Here is a 22,678-nt window from a genome sequence, read left to right on the forward strand (position 1 = left end):
CCTAATCGATCTTGTCGGTATTTTTGACGGAACGCTGAATGACCAGAGTCAGCGCCAGCAGCACCGCGAACAGAAGGACGCCGATGCTCGAAGCGTAGCCGAACCGCCCGTAGTTGAAAGCTTGGTCGTAGATATGGAGGGCCGGGGTGATTGTGGAAATGCCCGGTCCGCCGTTCGTCAGAATGTAAGGGGCTTCGAACAGTTGGAACGCCTGAAGCACCGCGTACATCAGCACCAGTCGTATTTGGCTGGCGAGCAGGGGCAGTTCGATGGAGAGGAGTCTCCGGATCGGACCGGCTCCTTCAAGATCGGCCACCTCGTACAAGTCGCTTGAGATGCTTTGCAGCCCGGCGAGATAAAGGAGGAACGGCAGTCCCGCGACCCAGGGGAAGCCGACGAACACGATAGCCCACAGCGCGGTAGACGGATCGCCGAGCCAGGAATGCTTCCAGCCGGCCAGCCCGATCGCCTCCAGCAGCTGATTGACCAGTCCGAAGTCGCCCGAGTACATCCATCTCCAGAGCAGGACGAGCACCATCATCGGCACGACGAGGGGAACGATAAATCCGACTTTCAGAAAATTTTGCAGCGTGCCGTTCCTTATGCGGAATACGAGCAGGGCGGCAAGCAGCGGCAGCGTAAGCTGGATCGCGATGGTCGCGGCCGATATTTTGAACACGTTTGCAAAAGCGACCCGGATTTTCTCGTCTCCGAGCAGTTCGGCGTAGTTGCCGAAGCCGATGAACCGGTTGATATTGACGCCGTTCCAATCGAACAGCGATTCGACGACGGAAGTAAAGAAGGGATAGTATTTGATGGTGGACAGCAGCAGAATAGCGGGAAGGAGGAACGCGTAAGCCATCTTGTTCTTCCTGATGCGACGAAGCAGTCCGTTGCCGCGAGGCGGTGTGTAAGCGACTTCATTCATGAGTGGGTAAGGCCCCTTCCTGGATTACGGCTCGTGAACCCATTATAGAAGGGGCCGGGCGGCTGGAACAATGAGACGGATTTATGCGGTTGTGTGGAATTTTTTACGTTCGGGTCGCCGGAATGCGCACGAGCACTTCCGTACCTTGTCCCGGCTCGCTTCGGATGGACAGTCCGTATTGGTCCCCGTAGTAGAAGCGGATCCGGTCGTGCACGTTCTTGAGACCGACCTTGCCGGGCGCGCTGTCGGACGGATCGGCGGAGTGAGGCTCGGCCAACCGTTTATGCAGCGCGGACAGCTGTTCCGGGGACATCCCGGCCCCGTCGTCGCGGATCAGGAAGACGAGATCATCGTCCCGCTTGCGGGCTTCGATGACGAGTTCGCCTCGGCCTCTTTTGACCTCGATACCATGGAAAACAGCATTTTCCACGATCGGCTGGAAGACCAGCTTGATCATCTTGTAGCTCATCAGCTCCTCCGGAAGATCGAAGCGCACGGCCAGCTTGTCCTCGAACCGGACGGATACGATATGCAGATAGTTGCGGATATGGCCGATCTCTTCGGAGACGCCGACCTGGATGCCCCCGGTTTTCGTGCTGTACCGAAACAAGTCGGACAAGGCGCGGGCGATTTCCCCGATCTTGGGAACGCCTTCGACGTAGGCCATGCTGTTGATCGTCTCGAGCGTGTTGTACAGAAAGTGCGGATTGATCTGCGCCTGAAGCGCGTTCAGCTTCGCCTCCCTCTCGTGCAGCTCCGACTGGTACACCTGCTCGATCAAATATTTGATCTGGCCGATCATGTCGTTGAAATACTGACCGAGCTCGCCGATCTCGTCTCGGGACAGGTTGGTCGCCTTGACGCTCAGGTAGCCTTGGCTCGCCTTCAGCATGGCGTTCTTGAGCCGTTTGATCGGTCGGACGAGGCCATAGGACAGCGCTTGGGACACGAGAATGGCGAGAATGAAGCTGGCTACGCCGAACAGCAGCGTAATGTAGCGCATCTCCCGGCTGTCCGACAGCAGTTCGTCCAAGTCGTTCTTGCAATAGATGACCCAGCCTACGGATTCTACGCCGGAGGAGGTGATCAGATAGGATTTGCCTTGCTCGCGCACGACGGAATAACCGGCATGGCCGCTGTCGGCCTTGGCGAAGGCGGGCGGGACCGCGGCTCCGACATTGCCCGTCTCCGAGTCGTAGACGATCCGGCCTTCCCGATCGGCGATCAGCATCGAACCGGAGTTGCCGACGAGCAGAGGGGCGAGAAACTTGCGGATCTCCTTAAGCCCGAAGTGAAGCATAATATACCCGAGCGTGCCTTGGGGCCGCTCCAGGTCGGACACCTTGCGAGCGTAAGTCAGCTTGAAGCTGTCGGCGTCCGGCTTGTCGGGAACGAGGCTTTGCGGCAGCCAGGGCTGCGAATCGTAAGGCCCGATGAGCAGATCGCCGGCCTCTCCGCGGCGCATGGAGTCGAACCAGGGCTCCAGATCGAACGGGTAGCTGGTTTTGACGGTTTCCCTGTTCTGGTAGAAAACGTAACCCTCGTCATCGAGCAGCGTGACGGATTGAATGATGCCGCGGAAATTGTAGAACTCCTCCTGCCGCAGCAGCATGTCGTTCATCTGGAGCTGATTGCGGATTTTGCCGAAGTCGTCGGCGGTTCCGCTGTTTTTCCACAGCGTCTGAAAAGTGTCCTGGTACGCGATGAAGGAGAACTGCTCGATCTGCACGAGAAACTGGTTCATATCGTTGGTGAACGTCCTCATCAGCTCGGCATTGTATTCCGCCGTGCGGCTCTCCACCCGATCGGCGTACCAGGAGTAGGATACCCACCCGAGCAGGGCGAGAGGGATGAGGCTTACGGTCATGAAGCTGAGCAGCAGCTTCTTCTGAATGCTCCTTCCGAAGGAGAACGACCGCATCATGGCCGCCCCCGTTCGTCCGCATGCGGAGCGGCATCGCCGGCTTGGCGGGCCTGACGGGCTTGCCGGTATTCGGTGGGCATCGCGCCGAAGCGCTTCTTGAACAGCTTGCTGAAATAGCGGCTGTCCGTGTAGCCGACGAGCGCGGCGATTTCCCCGATCTTCAGCTCGGAGCGCTCAAGATGCTCGCAGGCTTTCTCCAGCCGGATCCGGGTGAGAAACTCGACGAAGTTCTCGCCGATCATCTCCTTGAATACACTGCTGAAGTAGCTGGACGTAATGTGAAAACGGGCGGATACCGAGTTCAGGCCGATATCGTCTCCGTAATGCTCGCGGATGTAATCGGCGGCGAGCGCGACGTTCCGTCTGACGTCCGACGCCGAAGCCTGCGACAGGAATGCGCCGATCTTGCGGAAGTATCGGACGAGCCAATCGGTCATTTGCGGCAGGCTGTCTTGGCAGTCCGCCTCCAGGCAGAAGTCGAAGCCTTCCCGGACGAGCTCTTCGTTGAAGGCGGGCTGGGCAAGCAGCAGCTTGGCGGCATCGGAGACGATTGTCAGATAGAAGCCGCGGGCATGCTTCAGCGTGGCGCCTTCCGTTCGGCGAAAATAGCCGTCTATCTCGCCGATCAGCCGCTCGCAGGAGTCGAAGTCGCGCCGGGTCACCGCATCGGACAACTGCTTCTGCAGCGCGAGCGGATAACGGAATTCCCCCGGCTCCTTCTCCAGGGAGGAGAAAAGGATCAGCTCGTCCTTCCGGCCGAGCTCATGGCGTTCGGATACGCTGCCGGCTTCCCGGAAGGATGTCCGCACCGCTCCCGGATCGGAGAGGGGGACCGCGTCGCCGACCGCAGCCCAGATGTCCGCGATGTTGCTCTTTTTCAACGCCCACCACAGTCTGTTGACGTTGTTCCGGACGGCATCGCCATTCTCACCGAGCACGAGCGCGCCGAGCCGCGACCGCTTTCTTTCCCACAGGACGACCGGCCGTTCTCCGGAGATCGAGGAAGCGGCGATCTGTTCGACCTGAGCCGCCAACGTGGAGGAATCGAATTGCGCGGTATCATAGTGCAGCAGCAGAACCGCCGCCCAGCTCGCAGAGATGCCCTGCAGGCGGACGGCCTCCGAGAAATCTCCATCGGAGCCGCGGTCGCCCGCGCACACTTCGGCGGTGAGCCGCTCCAGGTACCCGGGCAGCACCCGCTCGGCGCCGCCGGCGAGCCGTTCCGCCTTGAGCCTGCGTACGGCTTTCTCCAGCGTCTCGTTCAATTCCGACGGGTTGATCGGTTTCAGGATATAGCTGACCGCTTCCAACTGGAGCGCTTTCCGGGCGTATTCGAATTCGTCGTAACCGCTGACGATCAGCACCTTCAGGCGCGGGGACATCCCCAGCATCCGCTCGGCGAGGCCGAGTCCGTCGATGCCGGGCATGCGGACGTCGGTGACGAGCAAGTCGGGCATCCGCCGCTCGGCGAGCTGAAGCGCTTCCAATCCGTCCGCAGCTTCGTTGTCCAGTACGAGGCCGAGCCGCTCCCAATCGATCATCGCCTTCAGCCCTCTGCGGATCCACGATTCGTCGTCGGCGATCATCACTTTGTACATAAGGTTCACCTTCAGTTGTTGCCGGGCCGTCTTCGGGCCATCGGGCGAGTTATACTTAAAAATAGCAAATGGCCGTAGTCAAGTAAATGGGGGCTTCCGAGCGAACTGCCATGAAATCGTCATTGACTTTAGAAGTGAGAACAATTATCATTCATAGCATAGAGATTATAATGAGAATCGTTTTCAACATATAAAAGGTGGATGAGAGCATGTCCCGATTAAGCACGAGTCACTTGTCTCTGGCCTACGGCAGCCGGAGCATCGTTGAGGAATTGAATCTGCACGTCCCGGACGGCCTGATCACGGCGCTCGTAGGAGCGAACGGATCGGGCAAATCGACGATCCTCAAGTCGATGGCGCGCATTCTTACGCCGGCTAATGGCGGCGTATATCTGGACGGCAAGCTGATTCATCGCCAGCCGACGAAGGAAGTGGCGAAGAATCTGGCCATTCTGCCGCAAAACCCGACCTCTCCGGAAGGACTGACGGTCCGCGAGCTGGTCTCGTTCGGTCGTTATCCTCACCAGAAAGGGTTCGGCATTCTGTCCTCCGAGGACAATCGCATGATCGATTGGGCCTTGCAAGCGACCGGCATGTCGATGTTCGCCAGCCGTCCGGTCGACCATCTGTCCGGCGGTCAGCGTCAGCGCGCCTGGATCGCCATGGCTCTGGCGCAAGGCACGGAAGTGCTGCTGCTCGACGAGCCGACGACGTTCCTGGATATGGCTCACCAGATGGAAGTCATGATCCTGCTGGAGAAGCTGAACAAGGAACAGAAGCGCACGATCATTATGGTCGTTCACGATCTCAACCATGCGGCCAGATACGCCCAGCATCTCGTGGCGCTGAAGAACGGCACGGTCTTGTACGAAGGCAAGCCGGAAGTCGTCATGACTCCGCAAATGCTGCGCGACGTGTTCAACATCGACGCCGACGTCATTCCTGACCCGCGTACGGGAGCGCCGATGTGCCTGCCTTACGGATTGGCGGAGTCCGCCGCTCAAGCCGAAGACGGCGAACAGGCGGAATACGAGGACAACAGAGTCCAAGCAATGGCGTAACTTCAACTGAATAGTTGTGACTTCTCACAGTTCACACCCTTCTCCGTAATTGCTAAAATATAGGAAACGGAGGAGGGTGTTTTTGCGTCGTGAACAAACAAGTGATTGAGAATAAGCTGTCATCTGTTATTGCTAACGTAGGCTCGGTCGTCGTCGGGAAAGAATCGGTGCTGGAGCATCTGCTGATCGCTCTGCTTGCACAGGGGCACGTTATTTTGGAAGACGTTCCCGGCACGGGAAAAACGCTGCTCGCCAAGTCGCTGGCCCGTTCGCTCGCTTGCGGGATGAAGCGCATACAATTTACCGCGGACCTGCTTCCTTCGGACGTGACCGGCATTAACGTATTTAATCAGCAGACGGCCCAATTCGAGATGCGCCAGGGCCCTGTCTTCTCCAATATTTTGCTGGCGGACGAGCTGAACCGGGCCACTCCCCGCACCCAATCGAGCTTGCTGGAGTGCATGGAGGAGCGCCAGGTGACGATTGACGGCGTGACGTACCCGCTGGATTCTCCGTTTATCGTCATCGCCACGCAGAACCCGATCGATAACCATGGTACGTTCCCTTTGCCTGAAGCCCAGTTGGATCGTTTTATGCTGTGCATCTCGATGGGTTATCCGACGGATGACGAGGAACTGGCGATTCTGAAGCGGTTTACGGCCGGCAATCCTCTGGAAGAGCTGCAAGCCGTGCTGGGCCGCGATGAAATTCGCGAATTGCAGGCGCAGGTGCCGAAGGTTCACGTCTCCGACGCCGTATACGGCTATCTGCTGTCCATTGTGGCCGCGACGAGGAACCATGCAGACATCGCGTTCGGTGCGAGTCCGCGCGGAAGCCTGCAGCTGCTGAAGGCGGCTCAGGCGCTGGCTCTGTTGCGAGGCAGGGACTTCGCGCTGCCCGACGATGTGAAAGCGCTCGTGAAGCCGGTGTTCGCTCACCGGTTGATTTTGAAGGATTCGTTCAGGGGCGAAGCGAATCGGGTTCATCCGCTGCTGGACAGCCTGCTGGCGGCCGTACCCGTCCCGACGGAAGCCGCGCTGGAGTCGAGATAGCGATGGCGGCGATCGTCTGGGTCGTTTTGCTGATGGCCGTTCTTTATTTGGCGCAGCGCCTTGTTTTTAATCTGCTCGGATTCAGGTCTTTAACGTATTCCAGGTCGTTCAGCTCGCTTCGGCTTCACGCGGGGCAGTCGGTATGGATGAACGAGACGATCGCCAACCGCAAACGGATGCCTCTCCCTTGGCTGCGCGTGGAGTCGATGCTCCCGGCGCAGCTTGTGTTCAAGCAGCGGGAGTCGGACATGGCGATCCATCGCGGCGACCGGCTGCAGAACCATGCCAGCTTGTTCAGCGTTCCGCCGTACACGGAAATCGTGCGCAAGCACGAAGTCGTATGCCCTCAGCGGGGCAGATACCGGGTCGACAGCTACACGATCACGCTGGGCGATTGGATCGGCGTGCCGGGCAAGTCGGACAAGCGAACGGCCGATTGCGAGCTTGTCGTCTATCCGGCGGTTAAGGACATTCGCGATTTCCCGTTGGACGCGCGGAAGTATTTGCAGAGCGTCCGAAGCGCGGCGAGTCCGATTATGGAGGATCATCCGCACGTCGCGGGCATCCGGCCTTATCGGGAGGGCGATTCCTTCCGCATGGTCAACTGGAGCGCGACCGCGAAGACGGGCCAGCTTCTGGTGCATAAGCGGGAAAGCATGCAGGACAATGATCTGACGATCCTTCTGAATGCCGAGCTGCTGGATCAGGAGCACAACCGCCGAATTACCTCCGAGCAGTTCGAAGATGCGCTCAGCTATGCGGCATCCGCCGCCCATTACGTCATCTCGGGCGGCGGCAAGGCCGGCTTTATTTTCAACGGAGTCAGAGGGGAAGGGCAGACGGAGATTTACCGCGCTCCCGCGAGAGCGGGGGCCGCGCATATGGACAATCTTCTCGAAGCGATGGCGGAATTCCGCCCCGTTACCGCGCTGGGCCTGTCTTACCTGTTGGAGCAATTGATCGAGGAACGGAAGCGCGGCTTGAATTATTTGCTGGTTACGGCGTTCATCGACGGGAAGCAGGAGAAGCTGATCGCCCGGCTCAGAAGCCAGGGGAATACGGTCCAACCGCTGCTCTTGTGGAAGGAGGAGGCTGCCAATGGCCGGAAGACTGGCACTTAGGGCGCTGGCCGAATGGTTCGTCTGGCTGCCTCTGACGTTGATTTTCTCCGCGAATATGGGCGTATGGGGAACGATAGGCTTGGCGGCGGGAGTGCTGCTGAGCGCGGGACTGGGCCTCAGCCTTAACGCGCTGTCCGTTGTGCGGAGGAGGCTCGCGCTGATCGCGCTGGCGCTTGCGTTGGTCGCGGTCGGAATCGTCCGCTTTACGGATCATCTTCCGATGCTCGTCTGGCTGTGCGTCGTTCTCTGGCGCGGCAGGTTCGTCCGCTTCGGCTATCGGCAATTCGCGGTTGCATTCGGCGTTAGCGGCCTCGTATTGTTCGCGATTTCTTTGAACGAGGCATGGACAGGCTACCGGCCCGCGATTATCGTTCTGGCCGTGCTGTGGATGGTCGGATGGTTCATCGCGTTAAACGGAAGCCTGGTCGACCGGGCGGGACTCGGCGACGGCATCGTAACCCGGCCGGTCCTGCAGTCCAGCCGTAAATACGCCCTCGTGTTCGTAGCGATCGGAGCGTTGGCGATCGCCGTGACGGTCGGCTATGGCGAGAAGCTGCTCACGCCGAGGGAAATCGTTAATCCGGGCAATCGGTGGATCGATCCGGAGCAGTTCATCCCCCCGCCGGAGCCGCAATCGGACTGGATGGGCGAATTTTTTAAGGATCCGGGCGGCGAACCTTCCCCGATATGGGACTACTTGTTCTGGGTGTTCATGGCTTTCGCCGCGGTCGGGGCGGTCTGGTTTGCGAGGCTCCTGTGGAGAGATCGGACATGGACGTGGCGCAGCCTGTTGAAGACGATCCGGGAGTGGTTTCTGCGAGAGAGGCGCGCGGAGCATCTGCCTTACGTCGAAGAGCGCCGCAGCTTGCAGAAGGAGAAGAAACCGGGACAGGGGAGGTTCTCGTCGCTGTTCCGAGGTTCGTCTTCCCGCCGGGATTGGGAGCGGCTCAGCAACCCCGAGAGAGTGCGGCGGCTGTACGAGGATGCGGTGCAAGCCGGCATTCGGCAGGGCTACGGCTTCAGACCGGCGCATACGCCCGCGGAGACGCTTGAAGAGCTCGAACGCTGGCATTCGGACCGGTCGACCGCTTCGGATAAGGAGCGGCAAGCCGATTACTGGACGTGGCTCCGCCGCGTTCGAAGCGTTCTGACGGGAATGTACGGGAAAGCCAGATACAGCCCTCACGACATTTCCCCGGAGGAAGTGGAGGAGCTGAGGGCAGGTGCGCCGAAGGGCAATTCCGGTTATCATCGATAGAGACGACACCTTAGCTGCCGGGAGATGAAAGACAATGTATACGATCGTCATTGCCGAAGACGAGAATTGGCTGCGCAGCGAGCTGGTGGAGATGGTCGCTCGCATCGGAGGAGAGTTCGCCGTCGTCGGTGAAGCGGTCGACGGCGAAGATGCCTGGCATATGCTGAACGAGCTCTGGCCGTCGATTCTGCTGACCGACATTCGGATGCCGCGCAAAGACGGCTTGCAGTTGATCAAGGAAATCGACGAGTCCGGCATGCCGATCGTGCCGATCATTATAAGCGGCTACGACGAGTTTACCTATGCTCAACAGGCGGTGCGGTACGGCGTCTCGGAGTATCTGATGAAGCCGGTGCTGCAGGAGGAGCTTCAGGACGCGCTGAAGCGGTCCATCAACCGAATGTCGATGCTCGGCGAACTGAACGGCTGCCTGAAGCGGATCAATACGTTCCTCGAAGCTCTGCCTGGATTGGATTCCCGGAGCAGGCAGAGCGAGCTGGACGATCTGCTTCGCCATATCTGGACTACGCCGACCGCTCATCCGCGAAGCCGCGGCTCCATTCTCTCCATATTTGAACGCAAATGGATCGAATTGATTCAAGGAATGGCCCCGTCGTTCCAAGCGACGGGCAGCGGCGACGGCTGGAACGAGCGGGCCGAGACAGCGGAAACGTTCCGCAAGCTGCTGGAAAGCTGGTCGTTCACCAGCGTTTCTCAATCGGGCCAGGACACGAGGCAAGCGATGGTCAGGGCATGCGAATATATCGACCGGCATTACATGCAGCCGCTGACGCTCGGACAGATGGCGCAGCGCGCCAATCTGAGTCCGTCCTATTTCGGCCAACTGTTCAAGCAGCATACCGGCGAGCCGTTCATCGCTTATTTGAACGATACGCGCATCGCTAAGGCGAAAATTTTGCTGCTGGAAGAGGATATCAAAATCTACGAGGCGGCCGAGATGGTCGGCTTCGTTTCGCTTCCCCATTTTAACCGGATGTTTAAATCGCTGACCGGGAAAACTCCGAACGACTACCGCAAAGGCATGGGTTTGAAATGAACATCAAGTTTTTGACCTCCTATCGGACGCGAATGACCATCGGTTTTCTGCTTGTCATGATGCTGGCGCTGATCGTGGCGCTGACGATCGCCGACCGTCAGGTCGGCCGCGTCATCGGGCGCGACGTGCTTCAGTTGTCCAGCGACGCTGCGGCGCGGTTCAACTACGATATCGACTCGTACGTGGAGCAATTGGCCGAATCCGCCGCACCGCTCGCCGCTGGCGAGCAGCTTCAGCATTTTCTGCGGGATCGCGAGGCGGCCAAGCCGGAAGAGACGGAAGCGATCGAGAAGGAACTGCGCAAATACGTGGCTACCAATCGTCCAGAAATCGCCGGCATGTTCCTGATGTCCCGGCACGATAAGCTGATTTCGATTTTCAGCTACTATTACTCGCAATCGAACTTCTACTCGAACGAGCCCTGGTTTGCGCTGCCGTTCGGCGAAGACATAGAGCTGTATCCGACCCATTATACGAAGTATCCGAATCAAGCTCCGTTTCCGGTATTCTCGGTTATCCTTCCGATCTTCGACGTCGAGACGGTAGAGGCATCCGGGCATTTCGTGCTGGACATTATGCCGGAGAAGGTGATCAACAGGTTCGGCGAGACCGGTCTGGGGCGCACGGGCTACCATTTCGTCGCTTCGTCGGACGGCATCGTCGTCTACCATCCGAATAAAGACTGGGTCGGCAAGTCGATGTCGGAAACTCCGCTGGACAAGCTTCAATACGCGTTGTCCGACACCGCCAGCAAGGTAAGCTGGGAAGACGAAGAATGGTACGTCTCCGTCAATCGTTCGAATCGGATGAACTGGAACATCTTCTCGATCGTTCCGTCCGCGGAGATGGAGTCCGGGCTGCGGGCGGTGCGGATGTCGATCGTCTGGACGTTCGCGATCGTCTCGCTGCTTATTCTGATCGTCGTACCCGTGCTCACGAACCGTTTTACCAAGCGGATCATCGTCCTCAAGAACGTGATGGCCAAAGCCGCGACCGGAGATCTGGAAGTCCGAGCGGAAGTCCACGACCGGCCCGACGAAATTCATTATTTGTATCGCGGCTTTAATCAGATGATGGATCGGCTGGAGAAGCTGGTGGGGGAGGTTTACGAGCTCGAGCTCAAGGAGATGCAGCTGTCGATTCGCCAGAAGGAGGCCGTCATTCGCTCGCTCCAGAACCAGATTAACCCGCATCTGCTCTACAATACGCTCGGCATTATCAAGAGCATGGCCTACTTGGAAAATATGCCGAAAATTGAGAAGATCGCCAGGAGTCTGGCGGACGTGTACCGGTATACGGCGCGCTTCGAGAACGAAGAGGTGACGCTGAGAGACGAACTGGACATCGTCTCTAAATATTTGGAGATCGTTCGCCTGCGTTTCCCCTCCAGCTTCACGAGTATGCTGTCGGTGCCGGGCAAATTCCTCTCCAGTCCCTGCATGAAGCTGACGCTTCAGCCGATCGTCGAAAATGCGGTGAAGTACGGCATCGAGCCGCGCGGCGGCGACGGAGCGATCATCATAAGCGCGTACGACGAGGGAGAGGACCTGCTTATCGAGATCGCAGATAACGGCAAGGGAATGCCGCAGGAGCAGGTGGACGGATTGCGGACCATGCTGGAGCAGGCGACGGAAGAGCCGGATAAGGCGCCAAGCGGGCAAGGCTCGCTCGGCCTGCCCAACGTGCACGCCCGGCTCGTTCTTCGCTATGGGCATGCGTACGGCGTGAGGCTTGACTCGTTCGTCGGACAAGGAACCGTCGTTACGGTTCGCATCCCGTTCCGGCGGCCATCGGCTCAACATCGTGAAAATGAGTAAGAAATCAAGAATCCGGATAAGGCGGTCGCAGACCGTCTTATTTATACTTGGGAAACAAACAAAGAATAGTCCCAAGGAGGAGTCGACATGAAAAAGATCAGTATGCTGCTTTGCGCGTTTACCGCGTTTGCCCTGGTTCTTGCAGGCTGCGGCGATAAGGGAGGGGGAGCCTCTCCCGCGGCATCCCCATCGTCCAGCGGAGCCTCGCAGCCGGACGACACGTCGAAGAAGCTGACGCTGACGATGATGGTCAGTACGGCGGCCGGAGGCGGCTGGACCGACGATCATCCGATGGTGAAATATTTGAACGACAAATTCAATATCGACTTGAAGTTCCAATGGGTGCCGGGAGACAGCTATAACGAGAAGCTGAACGTGCTCGCCGCATCGAACAATTTCCCGGACCTCTTCCAAATCTGGGACGCATCAACCTACAGCAAGTGGATGCAAAAAGGCGTGTTTCTCGACCTGCAGCCTTTGCTGGCGGACTACCCTAACCTAATCGGCAACGTGACCGAGGAAGCGTTGGCGATGATGAATCCGAAGGGAAAAGTGTTCGGACTCCCGATGTACGCGCCCGCCTTCCGCAGCAACCTGTCGATCCGTCAGGATTGGCTGGACAAGCTCGGCTTGCAGACACCCGGAACGGTCGACGAATTCTACGAGGTCGCCAAAGCGTTTACGACGCAGGACCCGGACGGCAACGGCAGACCGGATACGATCGGCTTCAGCATGTCGGTGTCCAACAGCGGCGACATACTGGGCATCGATTATTTGAAGGGCGCTTTCGGCTTGGCTAACCGCTGGAAGGACGACAACGGCACCTTGGTGGCTATGCAGACGCAGGCCGAAGAGTGGAAAGCGCTGGCGACGTATTTGCGCCAAGCGTACGCGGAAGGCGTGCTGGACAAGGACTTCCCGGTCAATAAGGAGCGCGATCCGTGGAACAAGCTTGAAGGCAACACGAACGGCATTGCCGAGGTCAATCCGAACGAGGTGTATAAGCAGTCGGTGCCGACGCTGCAGAAGCTGGCTCCCGATGCCGACATCGTTCAGCTCGATCCGCCTGCGGGACCGACGGGGCTGCGATTCGCGAACACGATCACGAGCACGGAGAAAATCGTGCTGAATGCCAAGCTCGACGAAGAGAAGCAGAGGCGTATTTTGCAGGTGATCGATTACATGTTCTCCGACGAGGGCTACGTTTGGTCGAAAAACGGCATTGAAGGCATTCACTACACCAAGAACGGCGATACGTACGAAAAGCTGGACGCTTTCGACAACGACCGTCCGCAAATTTTGTCCACCTGGTTCATCCGCCGGTTCGATCCGAGCATTCAAATCCGCCTCTGGGACGATAAAGCCTATGTGGACAAAGTGTTGGCCTGGTTCGAGAACACCGAGCCTTACAGCTGGAACAACCCGGCTGCGGGATTGATCTCCGAGACATTCTCGAAGAGCGGCATCCAGCTCGATCAGAAGTTTACGGCGGCTATCGTCAAAGTCATTACCGGAAGCGCGCCGGTGGAATCGATCGACGACGCGGTGAAAGCATGGAGAGCCGGCGGCGGAGACAAGATCATCGAAGAAACGAACGCCCTGTACGCTGAATTGAAATAAGGCCGAAGGAGGGAGAGCCGCATCCGCTCTCCCCCTCTTCTCATTGGAGGTGCACCGATGCCGACGTCAGATATTCGCAGTAGACTGCGCCGCGGCCTCCCGCTATATGCTCTCATTTTGCCGGGGGCGCTCTTCTTCCTGTTGTTCCGTTACTTGCCGATGGGCGGCATTCTGATCGCTTTCCAGGATTTCGAGCCGTTCGACGGCTTTATGAAGAGCCCGTGGGTGGGCTTCGACCACTTTGTCCGCTTGTTCGGCGATCCGGATTTTTGGGTATTGTTCCGCAACACGCTTGTGCTAAGCGCGCTCAACCTGTTTATTTTCTTCCCGGCGCCGATTATACTCGCTTTGCTGCTGAACGAGGCGCGCATCCGTATGTTCCGCAGGACGGTGCAGACGATCACGTATATGCCTCACTTTCTGTCTTGGGTAGTCGTCGTCGGCATTTCCGTGCTGCTGTTCTCCACGCAGGAGGGCGCGATTAATCAACTGCTGGCCGCTAACGGCTGGGGGCGGATCGAGCTGCTGACCGATTCGAACTACTTCCGTCCGCTGTACGTGCTGATGAACATTTGGAAGGAATCAGGCTGGAGCGCGATTATTTTCCTCGCGGCGCTGGCTTCGATCGATCCGACGCTGTACGAAGCCGCGGTCATGGACGGCGCCAGCCGGTGGAAAACGATGCTTCACGTCAGTCTGCCCGCCTTGCGCAACGTCATTATTATTTTGTTTATTTTGCGGCTGGGACAGACGATGGAGACCGGCTTCGAGCAAGTGCTGCTGATGCAAAACTCGCTTAACCTCGATGTGTCGGACGTGTTCGACACGTACGTCTATCGGAACGGCGTTCTGACGGGCGAATACAGCTACACGACGGCTGTCGGACTGTTCAAGTCGGTCATCGGGCTTGTCCTGATCGTCGCGGCGAACGGCTGGGCCAAGCGTAAAGGCGAGGAGGGAGTCTATTGAACCGAATGTCGGGATCGGACCGCGCTTTCGTGGGGAGCGTGTACGCGGTGCTTATCGCGGCTACGCTTGTCGTCGCCCTTCCGTTTCTATACGTCGTCATCGTCTCGTTCGCGACTAAAGCGGAGGTGCTGTCGCGCGGGTTCTTCCTTGTTCCGAAAACGTGGTCGCTGGACGCTTATCAATACTTGTTCCGGGAGCGCAACTTCCTGCTCTCCTTCCGCAATTCTCTGTGGATTACGCTAATCGGTACGTTCGTCAACATCGCGCTGACCAGTATGATGGCTTACGGCTTGTCGAAGCCGTGGGTGGTCGGACGCAAAACGATGAACATGCTGGTGTTATTCACAATGCTGTTTAACGGCGGCATTATTCCGACTTATCTTGTAGTGAACCAGTTCGGCTTGCTGGACAGCTATTGGTCGATCTGGCTGACGGCCGCGATCGCTCCGTTTAACTTGATCGTGATGAGGGGCTTCTTCCAAAGCTTCCCGTCGGAGCTGGAGGAGGCGTCGCGCATCGACGGCTGCGGAGAGCTGTATCTGTTCCGTAAAATCGTGCTTCCGCTGTCGATGCCGGCAATCGCGACGTTCACGCTGTTCTATCTGGTGCAAAACTGGAACACGTACTTTAACGCCTTGCTTTATTTGAACGACTCGGCGAAATGGCCTCTGCAGGTATTCCTGCGGCAGATGCTGATCGAAGCGGCGGATTCCTCGATGACGCTGGAGATCGAAGGCTTCGAATTCGGTCCTCCGGTCAAAATGGCGACGGTCGTAGCGACGGCGCTCCCGCTGCTGGTCATTTATCCGTTCTTCCAAAAGCACTTCAACCAAGGCATGCTGTTAGGATCGGTGAAAGGCTGATGAACAAACGACCTTCGATCGTCTTCCTGATCGCCGACGACCATCGGTATGAAGCGCTAGGTTCCTCAGGCAATTCGGCAGTGCGCACGCCGGTTTTGGATGAGCTGGCTGCCGGCGGAGCGGCGATGCAGGGCACCCACATTTTCGGCGGTTTGACGGGCGCGGTATGCGCGCCAAGCCGCGCGTGCGTGCTGACGGGGCAGTCGATCTTCCGCTCAATGATCGGTTGCGATCCGGCGGAGTGGACGCATTCCACCGATATTCGCCCGGAGGTGCCGCTTCTGCCCGAACGCCTGCGCGACGCCGGGTACCAAACCTATGCGGTCGGCAAGTGGCATAACGACAAGGCAAGCTTCGCCCGCAGCTTCGAGGGTGGGGATAAGCTGTTCTTCTATGGCATGAGCGATCATTGGAACGTTCCGGTGCAGGCGTTCGACCCGGAGGGACGGTACGGCAAGGAGCGCGAAGTTGTGGAAACGCGTCATTCTTCCGAAGTATTCGCCGATGCTGCGATCGATTTTCTGGAGCTCCAGGATGGGGAACAGCCGTTTTTCCTGTATGTCGCGTTCACTGCGCCGCATGATCCCCGCACGGCTCCCGAGCCGTATGCTTCGATGTTCAAGCCGGAAGAGACAGCGCTGCCGCCGAACTTTGCCGCGGAGCACCCGTTCGATAACGGCGACTTGGGCGTGAGGGATGAGAAGCTGGCCGCCATTCCGCGTAGCGAAGAGGAAATCAGGCGGCATATGGCCGACTACTATGCGATGATCGCTCATCTGGACGCACAGGTGGGACGCATCGTCGACTGCTTGAAAGCGAAAGGGCTGTACGACGACACCTTGCTGGTCTATACGGCAGATCACGGCTTGGCTGTCGGGCAGCACGGCCTGATGGGCAAGCAGAACGTGTACGATCACAGCATACGGATTCCGCTGCTGCTGCACGGGCCGGGCGTCGAAGCGGGCGTGAAGCCGCTTGGGCTGCTAAGCAACATCGACATTGCGCCGACCGTGGCCGAGCTTGCCGGTTTGCCGGAGCAGCCGAATGCCGACGGCGTCAGCTTCGCAAGTCTGCTGCGCGGCGATGCAGATGCGAATACGAGTGCAGGTGCAGGTGAGCCGCTGTCGTTGAGAACGCATGTCTGCACGGCTTACCAAGACTTGCAGCGGATGGTGAAGGATCGCCGCTGGAAGCTGATTCGCTATTATCGCAGTTCGGCAAGCGGAGCGGGTACCGACCGCGTTCAGTTGTTCGATATGGAGGCCGATCCGTGGGAAACCCGCGACGTTAGCGGGGAAACGGCCAACCGGAACGAGATGGAGCGGCTGGCGCAGCTGCTGCAGAACTGGATGGACCGCCACGACGATATTTTGCGCCATACGCCAATTGTTGGCCCGACAATTCCTGGAGGTGACTCTGTATGATAGCGATGCCCGATTCCGTCGTCCGGCTGTTGGCCGAGGCCGACGTCAAACTGGCGGATCGTCCGAAGCTGCTGGCGATGTTCAAAGCTTGCTTCGTCAACACGCTGGAGACGACGACCAAGGTGCTGGAAGACGGCACGACGTTTGTATTTACCGGCGACATTCCCGCCATGTGGCTGCGCGATTCGAGCGCGCAGGTACGCCACTACTTGCCGCTTGCCGCGAACGACCCGCAGCTTCAACGGCTAATTGAAGGACTGCTCCGCCGTCAGCTTCATTTTATCGGCATCGATCCGTATGCCAATGCGTTTAACGAGGCGGCCAACGATAACCGGCTCGATTGGGACGAGACCGAGCTAAACCCTTGGATATGGGAGCGCAAGTACGAGGTCGACTCGCTTTGCTATCCGCTTCATCTGGCGTACCTCTACTGGAAGGAGACCGGGAGAACGGCCGTATTCGACGACACGTTCCGCGAGACGGCGCGGCGGATTATTGCTCTCTGGACGACGGAGCAGCGGCATTTCGAACAGTCGCCTTATCGTTTCGCACGCCATACGGGACCGAAATCGGACACGTTGCGCAATGATCGGATGGGCATGCCGGTCAATTACACGGGCATGACTTGGTCAGGCTTCCGACCGAGCGACGATGCCTGCAAGTTCGGCTATTTGATCCCGTCCAATATGTTCGCGGCAGTCGCTCTGGGCGGCGTCGCGGAAATCGCGGCCGAAGTATACCGCGACGAGGAGCTGGAAGCGCAAGCTTTAAAGCTTAAGGAAGAGGTCGAGTATGGAATCGAAACGTATGGCGTGACGATTCATCCGCAGTACGGCCGCATCTATGCCTACGAGACCGACGGCTTCGGCAACTATAACCTGATGGACGACGCCAACGTGCCAAGCCTGCTGTCTATCCCGTATCTCGGGTACAAATCGGCGGACGATGAAACCTATCGCAATACCCGTCGTTTTATTCTCAGCGAGGCCAATCCTTATTTCTATCGCGGCCAAGCAGCGCAAGGCATCGGCAGTCCGCATACGCCTCATCGCTACATCTGGCATATCGCGCTCAGCATGCAATTGATGACGGCCGACAACGACGACGAGCGGGAGAAGCTGCTGGAAATGCTGCTGTCGACGGATGCCGGGACCGGCTTTATGCACGAAGGCTTCGACGCCGACGATCCTGGCCGATTTACTCGGCCTTGGTTTGCCTGGTCGAACAGCCTGTTCGCCGAGGCGGTTCACAGGCTGATGTCGGAGGGGCGTTTGTAAGTGAGCCGAAGCGATTCATAGAACGATGTCGGAAGGTTGAATGCAGGTTCGTCGAGCCGTCCGCAAACGGCTGGCGAAACCGATGATGTGAGATACAGGTTGCTTTGAAAGGAGAATGCGATAATGGCGGAGGAAAACAAGTCGGCTGCGCGCCGTCCCAACATTTTGTTCATCCAGACCGATCAGCAGAGGACGGATACGTTATCCGCGTATGGAGGAAGCATCTGTCGGACGCCTCATCTGGACCAACTGGCAGAGGAAAGCATCATGTTCGACAATGCCTACACAAGCTGTCCGGTATGTACGCCTGCACGCGCCTCGATTCAGACGGGTCTGTATCCGTTTAAGCACGGCATGCAGACGAACGGGTACGGAATGGGAAGCATGGTGCAGGAGCTTCCGGATACATCGCGGCTGCTGAGCCGCCGTTTGGAGGAAACCGACTATAGTCTCGGCTATACGGGCAAATGGCACTTGGGAACGTCGGGGCCGGAGGAGCGCTATGCGTCGGGCAATCTGGGCTACATCCGCTTCCCAGAGCTGACGGCAGGGATGCGTTCCTTGCCGACCGATGTCGGCTATGAAGGCGACGACTTCGGAGGGCATGGCCTGGGCGGTATGCATTACGCGGCATTTAAGGACTACTTGCAGGACAGAGGCCTGGAATGGAACCTGATCAACAAGCTGTCCGGCCATTTCGAAGGCCACTTCTCGGCCGAGCTGACGACGCCGGTCGAAGGAACGGTCGAATACTACCTGGTCGATCGGGCGATCGAGCATATCGATCGTTTCCGCGAGCGGGACAAGCCGTTTTTCTTTTCTTTGAACTTCTGGGGGCCGCATGAACCGTACATCGCGCCGACAAAGCATCTGGATATGTACCGGGACGTCGAGATTCCGCCGTGGCCGAATTTTGACGACGACGGAACCGGCAAGCCTTCCATCCATCGCATCAAACAGGGAAGTAAATCGTGGGAGGACTTCGTTCCTCACATTCGCCATTACTACGCGTTCATGAGCAGCATTGACGAGCAGATCGGCCGTTTGCTCGATTATTTGAAGGAAAACGGGCTGTACGACAATACCATCATCCTGTTCTCCGCGGACCACGGCGAGTCGCTGGGCATCCACGGAGGGCTATGCGACAAGTCTTTTTACATGTATGAAGAAACGTGCCGCATTCCGCTTCTCGTCAAGCCGGCAGCCGGAACGGGCAAGCCGGGCCGGGAAGCGAGCATGATCGGAACGTGCGACATTCACGCGACGATTCTGGATCTGGCGGGAGCGGGAGAGCCGGAGCAAGGCAGCGACGGCAGGTCGTTCGCGCCGATGCTGGAGAACAAAGCGATCGAGGATTGGCCGGATTGCATCGTGACGGAAGGAGCCGGGTTGGAGAGCGTCATGTACACGCAGCGGATGATCCGCAAAGGCGACTTCAAGTATGTGTTCAACTGCGGAGACACCGACGAGCTGTACGATCTCGCTCGCGACCCGCACGAGCTGCGCAATGTGATTAACGACAGCGAGTACGCAGCGGCTGCGGACGACATGCGGCAGGCGTTGGTAGACTGGATGAAAAAGCATGAGGACGGATTGCTGAAGCAATACACTCGTCTTCGCCTGGTCTGATCCGATTGACCGGTTTCCCTGCAAAATAAACCCGATGACGGGTTTATTTTGTTTTAGCGGGCCCAATTCGATTCAACCTTATCATTTGCATGAATGTTGTACGATAAGGGGGTAAACGAATTTGCGAGCAGGGGGCGAGCCAATTGGCAACGAATCCGACCGGAAAGACCATTCCTATTTTCCCGTGCAGGTCGATTGACGAGCAGGTTGAATTTTATCAGGCGCTAGGTTTCGAACTGACTTACCGGCAAGCCAGACCGAACGTGTATGCTTGCGTACGTCATCGCATCACGGAGCTGCACTTTTTCGTGCTGAAGCAGTTGGAGCCGTCCGCCTCATACAGCATGTGCTACGTGAGCGTCCCCGATGTGGACGACGTGTACCGGGAATTTCGCGAAAGGCTGAAAAAGGCCTGCGGCAAAATCCCGGTAAAGGGGTTTCCGAGAATAACGAAGCTTAACGATCTGGTCGAAGACCGGCGGTTTAACCTCGTAGATCCTGCCGGGAACTACTTGATAATCGGTCAGCGGCATGCGGTTCCCAAATCGATAGCCGGCGGCCCGAACGAGGCGGAGCGCCCGACGAAGTTCGCCGTTGCGTACGAGACCGCGTACAAGCTGACGTACGGCAAAGAGGACCACGCACAGGCGGCCCGGGTGCTGGATCTCGTCTTGGGCAAATCGGCGGAAGCGTCAGCGCCGCTTCGTTACAAGGCTTTCGTACTGCGGGCCGACATCGCCGTCTCGATGGACGATCCGCAGCTCGCGAAGAGGTATATCGGTGAAGCCGAGCGGTTGCCGCTGTCGGCCGAAGAGCGGGAGGAGGCGTCGGCGGCCGCGGATCGATTGGAGGAGCTTAAATCGTCTTGGGCATAGCGGCTCACAGGCGGGCTCGAAGCGTCTGTTCCACGACCTGAAGGACATGGGGATACTTCGCGGTTAACGTCAGGAAAGCATCCCTTCTCATGGAGAGGACGACCGAAGGGCCGAGCGCCCTGACCGTGGCCGTTCTCGGAACTCCCTTCAGCAGAGCGATTTCTCCGAAGTGATCTCCGTCTTGCAGAACCGCGACTCTCCGCTCTTCTCCGTCGGCGCCGAGCTTGACGATCTCGAATCTTCCGCGAACGATCAGATACAATTTGTCGCCGGGATCGCCCTCGCGCACGACGGCGTCTCCCTCATGGAACGTCTCCGTCGCGAACAGGACGGCCAGCTCGCGGAGCCGCTCCGGATCGATGCCGTCGAAGAACGGCAGCTTCGAGAGCCGCTCTCCGTCGACGTCGACGTGCAGACCGTCCTGCGACAGCACGAAGCCGTGCTGCTTGTCCCACATTTCGCGGTACAGGCCGCTTTGCCGCAGCAGCTGCTCGTGCGTGCCCGATTCGGCGATCCGGCCGTCCTTGAACACGAAGATGAGATCGGCGTCGGCCACGGAGTCGAGCCGGTGCGTGACGGAGACGATCGTCTTGCCGGCGCGAAGCCGCTTGACGACGCCGTTCAGCTCGGCTTCGGACGCAGGGTCGAGCGCGGAGGTGAACTCGTCGAGCAGCAGCAGCTCCGGGTTCCGCAGCAGCGCTCTCGCGATCGAGATGCGCTGGCGCTGGCCGCCGGACATCGAAGCCCCTTCGTGAAATACCGGAGTATCGTAGCCGTCCGGCCAAGCCGCAATCGTATCGTGAATGCGCGCTTGGCGGGCGGCTTCGATCATTTCCGCTTCTTCGGCGTCTTCCCGGCCGAACAGCAGGTTGTCGCGAATCGTCGTGTTGAACAGGAACGAGTCCTGCGAGACGATGGCGGAACGGCTGCGCAGGGAGGCTTCGCTCACCCGGCGCAGGTCGATTCCGTCGATCAAGACGGCGCCCTGCCGCGGATCGTAGAAGCGGGCGATCAATTGCAGGGCGGTGCTCTTGCCCGAGCCGCTCGGACCGACGAACGCCGCATAGCAGCCGGCCGGAATGTCCAGGCTGACCGAGTCGAGCTGAACGCTGTCGCGGTCATAGCCGAACGTGACGTTCTCTAAACGGAGGCCGCGCGTGATCGGAGGCAATTCGATAGGAGCGGTCGATTCGCCCAAGTCCGGTTCATGGCCGAGCACATCGCGAATGCGCTGGAGACTGTTGCCGGAATCGATTAGCCCCGGAAGAATAAGCGTTAAATTGGACGCGGACTGGCCGGTGCTCATGAACAGCGTGAAGAACGCCATGAACTCCCCGACGGTGAGCCGATCCTGGAAAATAAGATAGCCGCCGAAGCCGATCATCGCCCCGTTAAGCACCATCAGCGAGGCAAGAGGCACTTTCTCCAGCAGGGAGTTCATCCGGTGCATCCGGAGGCCGAGCGTCAGCATGGATTGAATGCGCTCGCGGGCCCGCGCCTGGAACAGCGCCTGGCGGTTGTAGATTTTGACCGTGCGATAGCCCTTGACCGTCTCGTCGATCAGGTTCGCGAACTGCTCCTGCTCTTCTTTGTATTGCATGTTCGCCTCTTCGGCGCGGCGCTGCAGCAGCTTCGGTCCGGCCAGCAGAAGCAGCGATCCGATCGCCATCACGAGCGTGAGCTGCCAATTCAACAGCGCGAGCATGGACAGCCCCAATGCCACGCTGAGCGACTCGCGCAGAAAAAACGGAAAAGAGGCGGTTGCCAGGCGTTCCATCGCATTCATGTCGGAGGAGAAACGGGCGACAAGATCGCCGATCTTGAAGCGGCGATAGAACGGCGTCGTTTGTTTCTGGATGTGGTCGTACAATTCGGTCCGCATCCGCTGCACCATCCGCGCGCCCAGCTTGTTGACGGACAGATCGCCGACGTAGCCCGCGATCAGGCTGATCGCGCCCCCGCCCAGCAGCAGGGCGAAGATCCAATAGAACGCTTGCGCGTCTTTCGGCCCGAACGCTTCGTCGACCAGATATTTCAGGCTGACCGGCGCGGCGACCGCGTAAGCGACCTCGAGCAGCAGGCCGATCAGGAATAAGGCAAGCAGCAGCTTGTGTTTGGTGAAATGACTTAGCATTGTTCCTAGAAATCGCATTGTGATCGCCTGCCCCGTTTGTCCGTTCTCTTCTTTTCATCATAAAGAGGGCG

General features: G+C 58.5%; 17 protein-coding genes. 13 read left to right on the forward strand and 4 right to left on the reverse strand.

Features of this window, described 5'->3' with window-relative positions:
* Position 1: 1 nt before the first annotated feature.
* The 3 genes from B0G52_RS13135 to B0G52_RS13145 form a co-directional block, all read right to left on the reverse strand.
* Positions 2 to 928 (reverse strand): carbohydrate ABC transporter permease, encoded by a 927-nt coding sequence (locus B0G52_RS13135; protein ID WP_094044906.1) that lies wholly within the window; start codon positions 926 to 928, stop codon positions 2 to 4.
* A 103-nt stretch (positions 929 to 1,031) separates the two neighbouring features.
* Positions 1,032 to 2,852, reverse strand: coding sequence for a cache domain-containing sensor histidine kinase (locus B0G52_RS13140; protein WP_094044908.1), 1,821 nt, complete (start codon positions 2,850 to 2,852; stop codon positions 1,032 to 1,034).
* A complete protein-coding gene (locus B0G52_RS13145; protein WP_094044910.1) occupies positions 2,849 to 4,450 on the reverse strand; it encodes a response regulator transcription factor in 1,602 nt (533 codons plus the stop codon). Before B0G52_RS13145 ends, B0G52_RS13140 begins: the two co-directional genes overlap by 4 nt.
* A gap of 209 nt (positions 4,451 to 4,659) precedes the next feature.
* On the opposite strand from B0G52_RS13145, the gene B0G52_RS13150 reads away from it, so the two are divergent.
* From B0G52_RS13150 to B0G52_RS13210, 13 genes are all read left to right on the forward strand, one after another.
* Positions 4,660 to 5,511 (forward strand): ABC transporter ATP-binding protein, encoded by an 852-nt coding sequence (locus B0G52_RS13150; protein ID WP_094044912.1) that lies wholly within the window; start codon positions 4,660 to 4,662, stop codon positions 5,509 to 5,511.
* 89 nt (positions 5,512 to 5,600) lie between these two features.
* Positions 5,601 to 6,563, forward strand: a complete 963-nt coding sequence (locus tag B0G52_RS13155; protein ID WP_094044914.1) for an AAA family ATPase — start codon at positions 5,601 to 5,603, stop codon at positions 6,561 to 6,563.
* Between the two features lie 2 nt (positions 6,564 to 6,565).
* Complete coding sequence (locus tag B0G52_RS13160; RefSeq protein ID WP_094044916.1) at positions 6,566 to 7,684, forward strand: DUF58 domain-containing protein; 1,119 nt, start codon at positions 6,566 to 6,568, stop codon at positions 7,682 to 7,684.
* Complete coding sequence (locus tag B0G52_RS13165; RefSeq protein ID WP_094044918.1) at positions 7,662 to 8,942, forward strand: DUF4129 domain-containing protein; 1,281 nt, start codon at positions 7,662 to 7,664, stop codon at positions 8,940 to 8,942. The genes B0G52_RS13160 and B0G52_RS13165 overlap by 23 nt, the downstream gene beginning before the upstream one ends.
* A 34-nt stretch (positions 8,943 to 8,976) precedes the next feature.
* Positions 8,977 to 9,999: a response regulator transcription factor gene (locus B0G52_RS13170; protein WP_094044920.1), complete on the forward strand. Its 1,023-nt coding sequence runs from the start codon at positions 8,977 to 8,979 to the stop codon at positions 9,997 to 9,999.
* Positions 9,996 to 11,816, forward strand: coding sequence for a cache domain-containing sensor histidine kinase (locus tag B0G52_RS13175; RefSeq protein WP_094044922.1), 1,821 nt, complete (start codon positions 9,996 to 9,998; stop codon positions 11,814 to 11,816). Before B0G52_RS13170 ends, B0G52_RS13175 begins: the two co-directional genes overlap by 4 nt.
* Positions 11,817 to 11,903: 87 nt before the next feature.
* On the forward strand, positions 11,904 to 13,436 hold the full coding sequence (locus tag B0G52_RS13180) for an extracellular solute-binding protein (protein WP_094044924.1): 1,533 nt from the start codon (positions 11,904 to 11,906) through the stop codon (positions 13,434 to 13,436).
* 57 nt (positions 13,437 to 13,493) lie between these two features.
* A complete protein-coding gene (locus B0G52_RS13185) occupies positions 13,494 to 14,405 on the forward strand; it encodes an ABC transporter permease (protein ID WP_094044926.1) in 912 nt (303 codons plus the stop codon).
* A gap of 5 nt (positions 14,406 to 14,410) precedes the next feature.
* Positions 14,411 to 15,268, forward strand: coding sequence for a carbohydrate ABC transporter permease (locus tag B0G52_RS13190; RefSeq protein ID WP_094045105.1), 858 nt, complete (start codon positions 14,411 to 14,413; stop codon positions 15,266 to 15,268).
* Positions 15,268 to 16,692, forward strand: a complete 1,425-nt coding sequence (locus B0G52_RS13195) for a sulfatase family protein (protein ID WP_094044928.1) — start codon at positions 15,268 to 15,270, stop codon at positions 16,690 to 16,692. The genes B0G52_RS13190 and B0G52_RS13195 overlap by 1 nt, the downstream gene beginning before the upstream one ends.
* Positions 16,689 to 17,969, forward strand: a complete 1,281-nt coding sequence (locus B0G52_RS13200; RefSeq protein WP_094044930.1) for a glycoside hydrolase family 125 protein — start codon at positions 16,689 to 16,691, stop codon at positions 17,967 to 17,969. The genes B0G52_RS13195 and B0G52_RS13200 overlap by 4 nt, the downstream gene beginning before the upstream one ends.
* A 123-nt stretch (positions 17,970 to 18,092) precedes the next feature.
* Positions 18,093 to 19,598 (forward strand): sulfatase family protein, encoded by a 1,506-nt coding sequence (locus B0G52_RS13205; RefSeq protein ID WP_094044932.1) that lies wholly within the window; start codon positions 18,093 to 18,095, stop codon positions 19,596 to 19,598.
* Positions 19,599 to 19,741: 143 nt separating this feature from the next.
* A complete protein-coding gene (locus B0G52_RS13210; RefSeq protein WP_094044934.1) occupies positions 19,742 to 20,473 on the forward strand; it encodes a bleomycin resistance protein in 732 nt (243 codons plus the stop codon).
* A 4-nt stretch (positions 20,474 to 20,477) separates the two neighbouring features.
* Here B0G52_RS13210 and B0G52_RS13215 read toward each other — a convergent pair whose 3' ends face one another.
* A complete protein-coding gene (locus tag B0G52_RS13215; protein ID WP_094044936.1) occupies positions 20,478 to 22,625 on the reverse strand; it encodes an ABC transporter transmembrane domain-containing protein in 2,148 nt (715 codons plus the stop codon).
* Between the last annotated feature and the right edge of the window lie 53 nt (positions 22,626 to 22,678).

The organism is Cohnella sp. SGD-V74 (assembly GCF_003001675.1).
GTDB lineage: Bacteria > Bacillota > Bacilli > Paenibacillales > Paenibacillaceae > Cohnella.

Excerpts from the sequence above, each read along its gene's own strand:
- B0G52_RS13200 (WP_094044930.1), top strand. The coding sequence starts at position 16,689 with ATGATAGCGATGCCCGATTCCGTCGTCCGGCTGTTGGCCGAGGCCGAC.
- B0G52_RS13195 (WP_094044928.1), top strand. The coding sequence starts at position 15,268 with ATGAACAAACGACCTTCGATCGTCTTCCTGATCGCCGACGACCATCGG.
- B0G52_RS13160 (WP_094044916.1), top strand. The coding sequence starts at position 6,566 with ATGGCGGCGATCGTCTGGGTCGTTTTGCTGATGGCCGTTCTTTATTTG.
- B0G52_RS13140 (WP_094044908.1), bottom strand. The coding sequence starts at position 2,852 with ATGATGCGGTCGTTCTCCTTCGGAAGGAGCATTCAGAAGAAGCTGCTG.
- B0G52_RS13190 (WP_094045105.1), top strand. The coding sequence starts at position 14,411 with ATGTCGGGATCGGACCGCGCTTTCGTGGGGAGCGTGTACGCGGTGCTT.
- B0G52_RS13135 (WP_094044906.1), bottom strand. The coding sequence starts at position 928 with ATGAATGAAGTCGCTTACACACCGCCTCGCGGCAACGGACTGCTTCGT.
- B0G52_RS13165 (WP_094044918.1), top strand. The coding sequence starts at position 7,662 with ATGGCCGGAAGACTGGCACTTAGGGCGCTGGCCGAATGGTTCGTCTGG.
- B0G52_RS13215 (WP_094044936.1), bottom strand. The coding sequence starts at position 22,625 with ATGCGATTTCTAGGAACAATGCTAAGTCATTTCACCAAACACAAGCTG.
- B0G52_RS13170 (WP_094044920.1), top strand. The coding sequence starts at position 8,977 with ATGTATACGATCGTCATTGCCGAAGACGAGAATTGGCTGCGCAGCGAG.
- B0G52_RS13185 (WP_094044926.1), top strand. The coding sequence starts at position 13,494 with ATGCCGACGTCAGATATTCGCAGTAGACTGCGCCGCGGCCTCCCGCTA.
- B0G52_RS13150 (WP_094044912.1), top strand. The coding sequence starts at position 4,660 with ATGTCCCGATTAAGCACGAGTCACTTGTCTCTGGCCTACGGCAGCCGG.
- B0G52_RS13145 (WP_094044910.1), bottom strand. The coding sequence starts at position 4,450 with ATGTACAAAGTGATGATCGCCGACGACGAATCGTGGATCCGCAGAGGG.
- B0G52_RS13180 (WP_094044924.1), top strand. The coding sequence starts at position 11,904 with ATGAAAAAGATCAGTATGCTGCTTTGCGCGTTTACCGCGTTTGCCCTG.
- B0G52_RS13205 (WP_094044932.1), top strand. The coding sequence starts at position 18,093 with ATGGCGGAGGAAAACAAGTCGGCTGCGCGCCGTCCCAACATTTTGTTC.
- B0G52_RS13175 (WP_094044922.1), top strand. The coding sequence starts at position 9,996 with ATGAACATCAAGTTTTTGACCTCCTATCGGACGCGAATGACCATCGGT.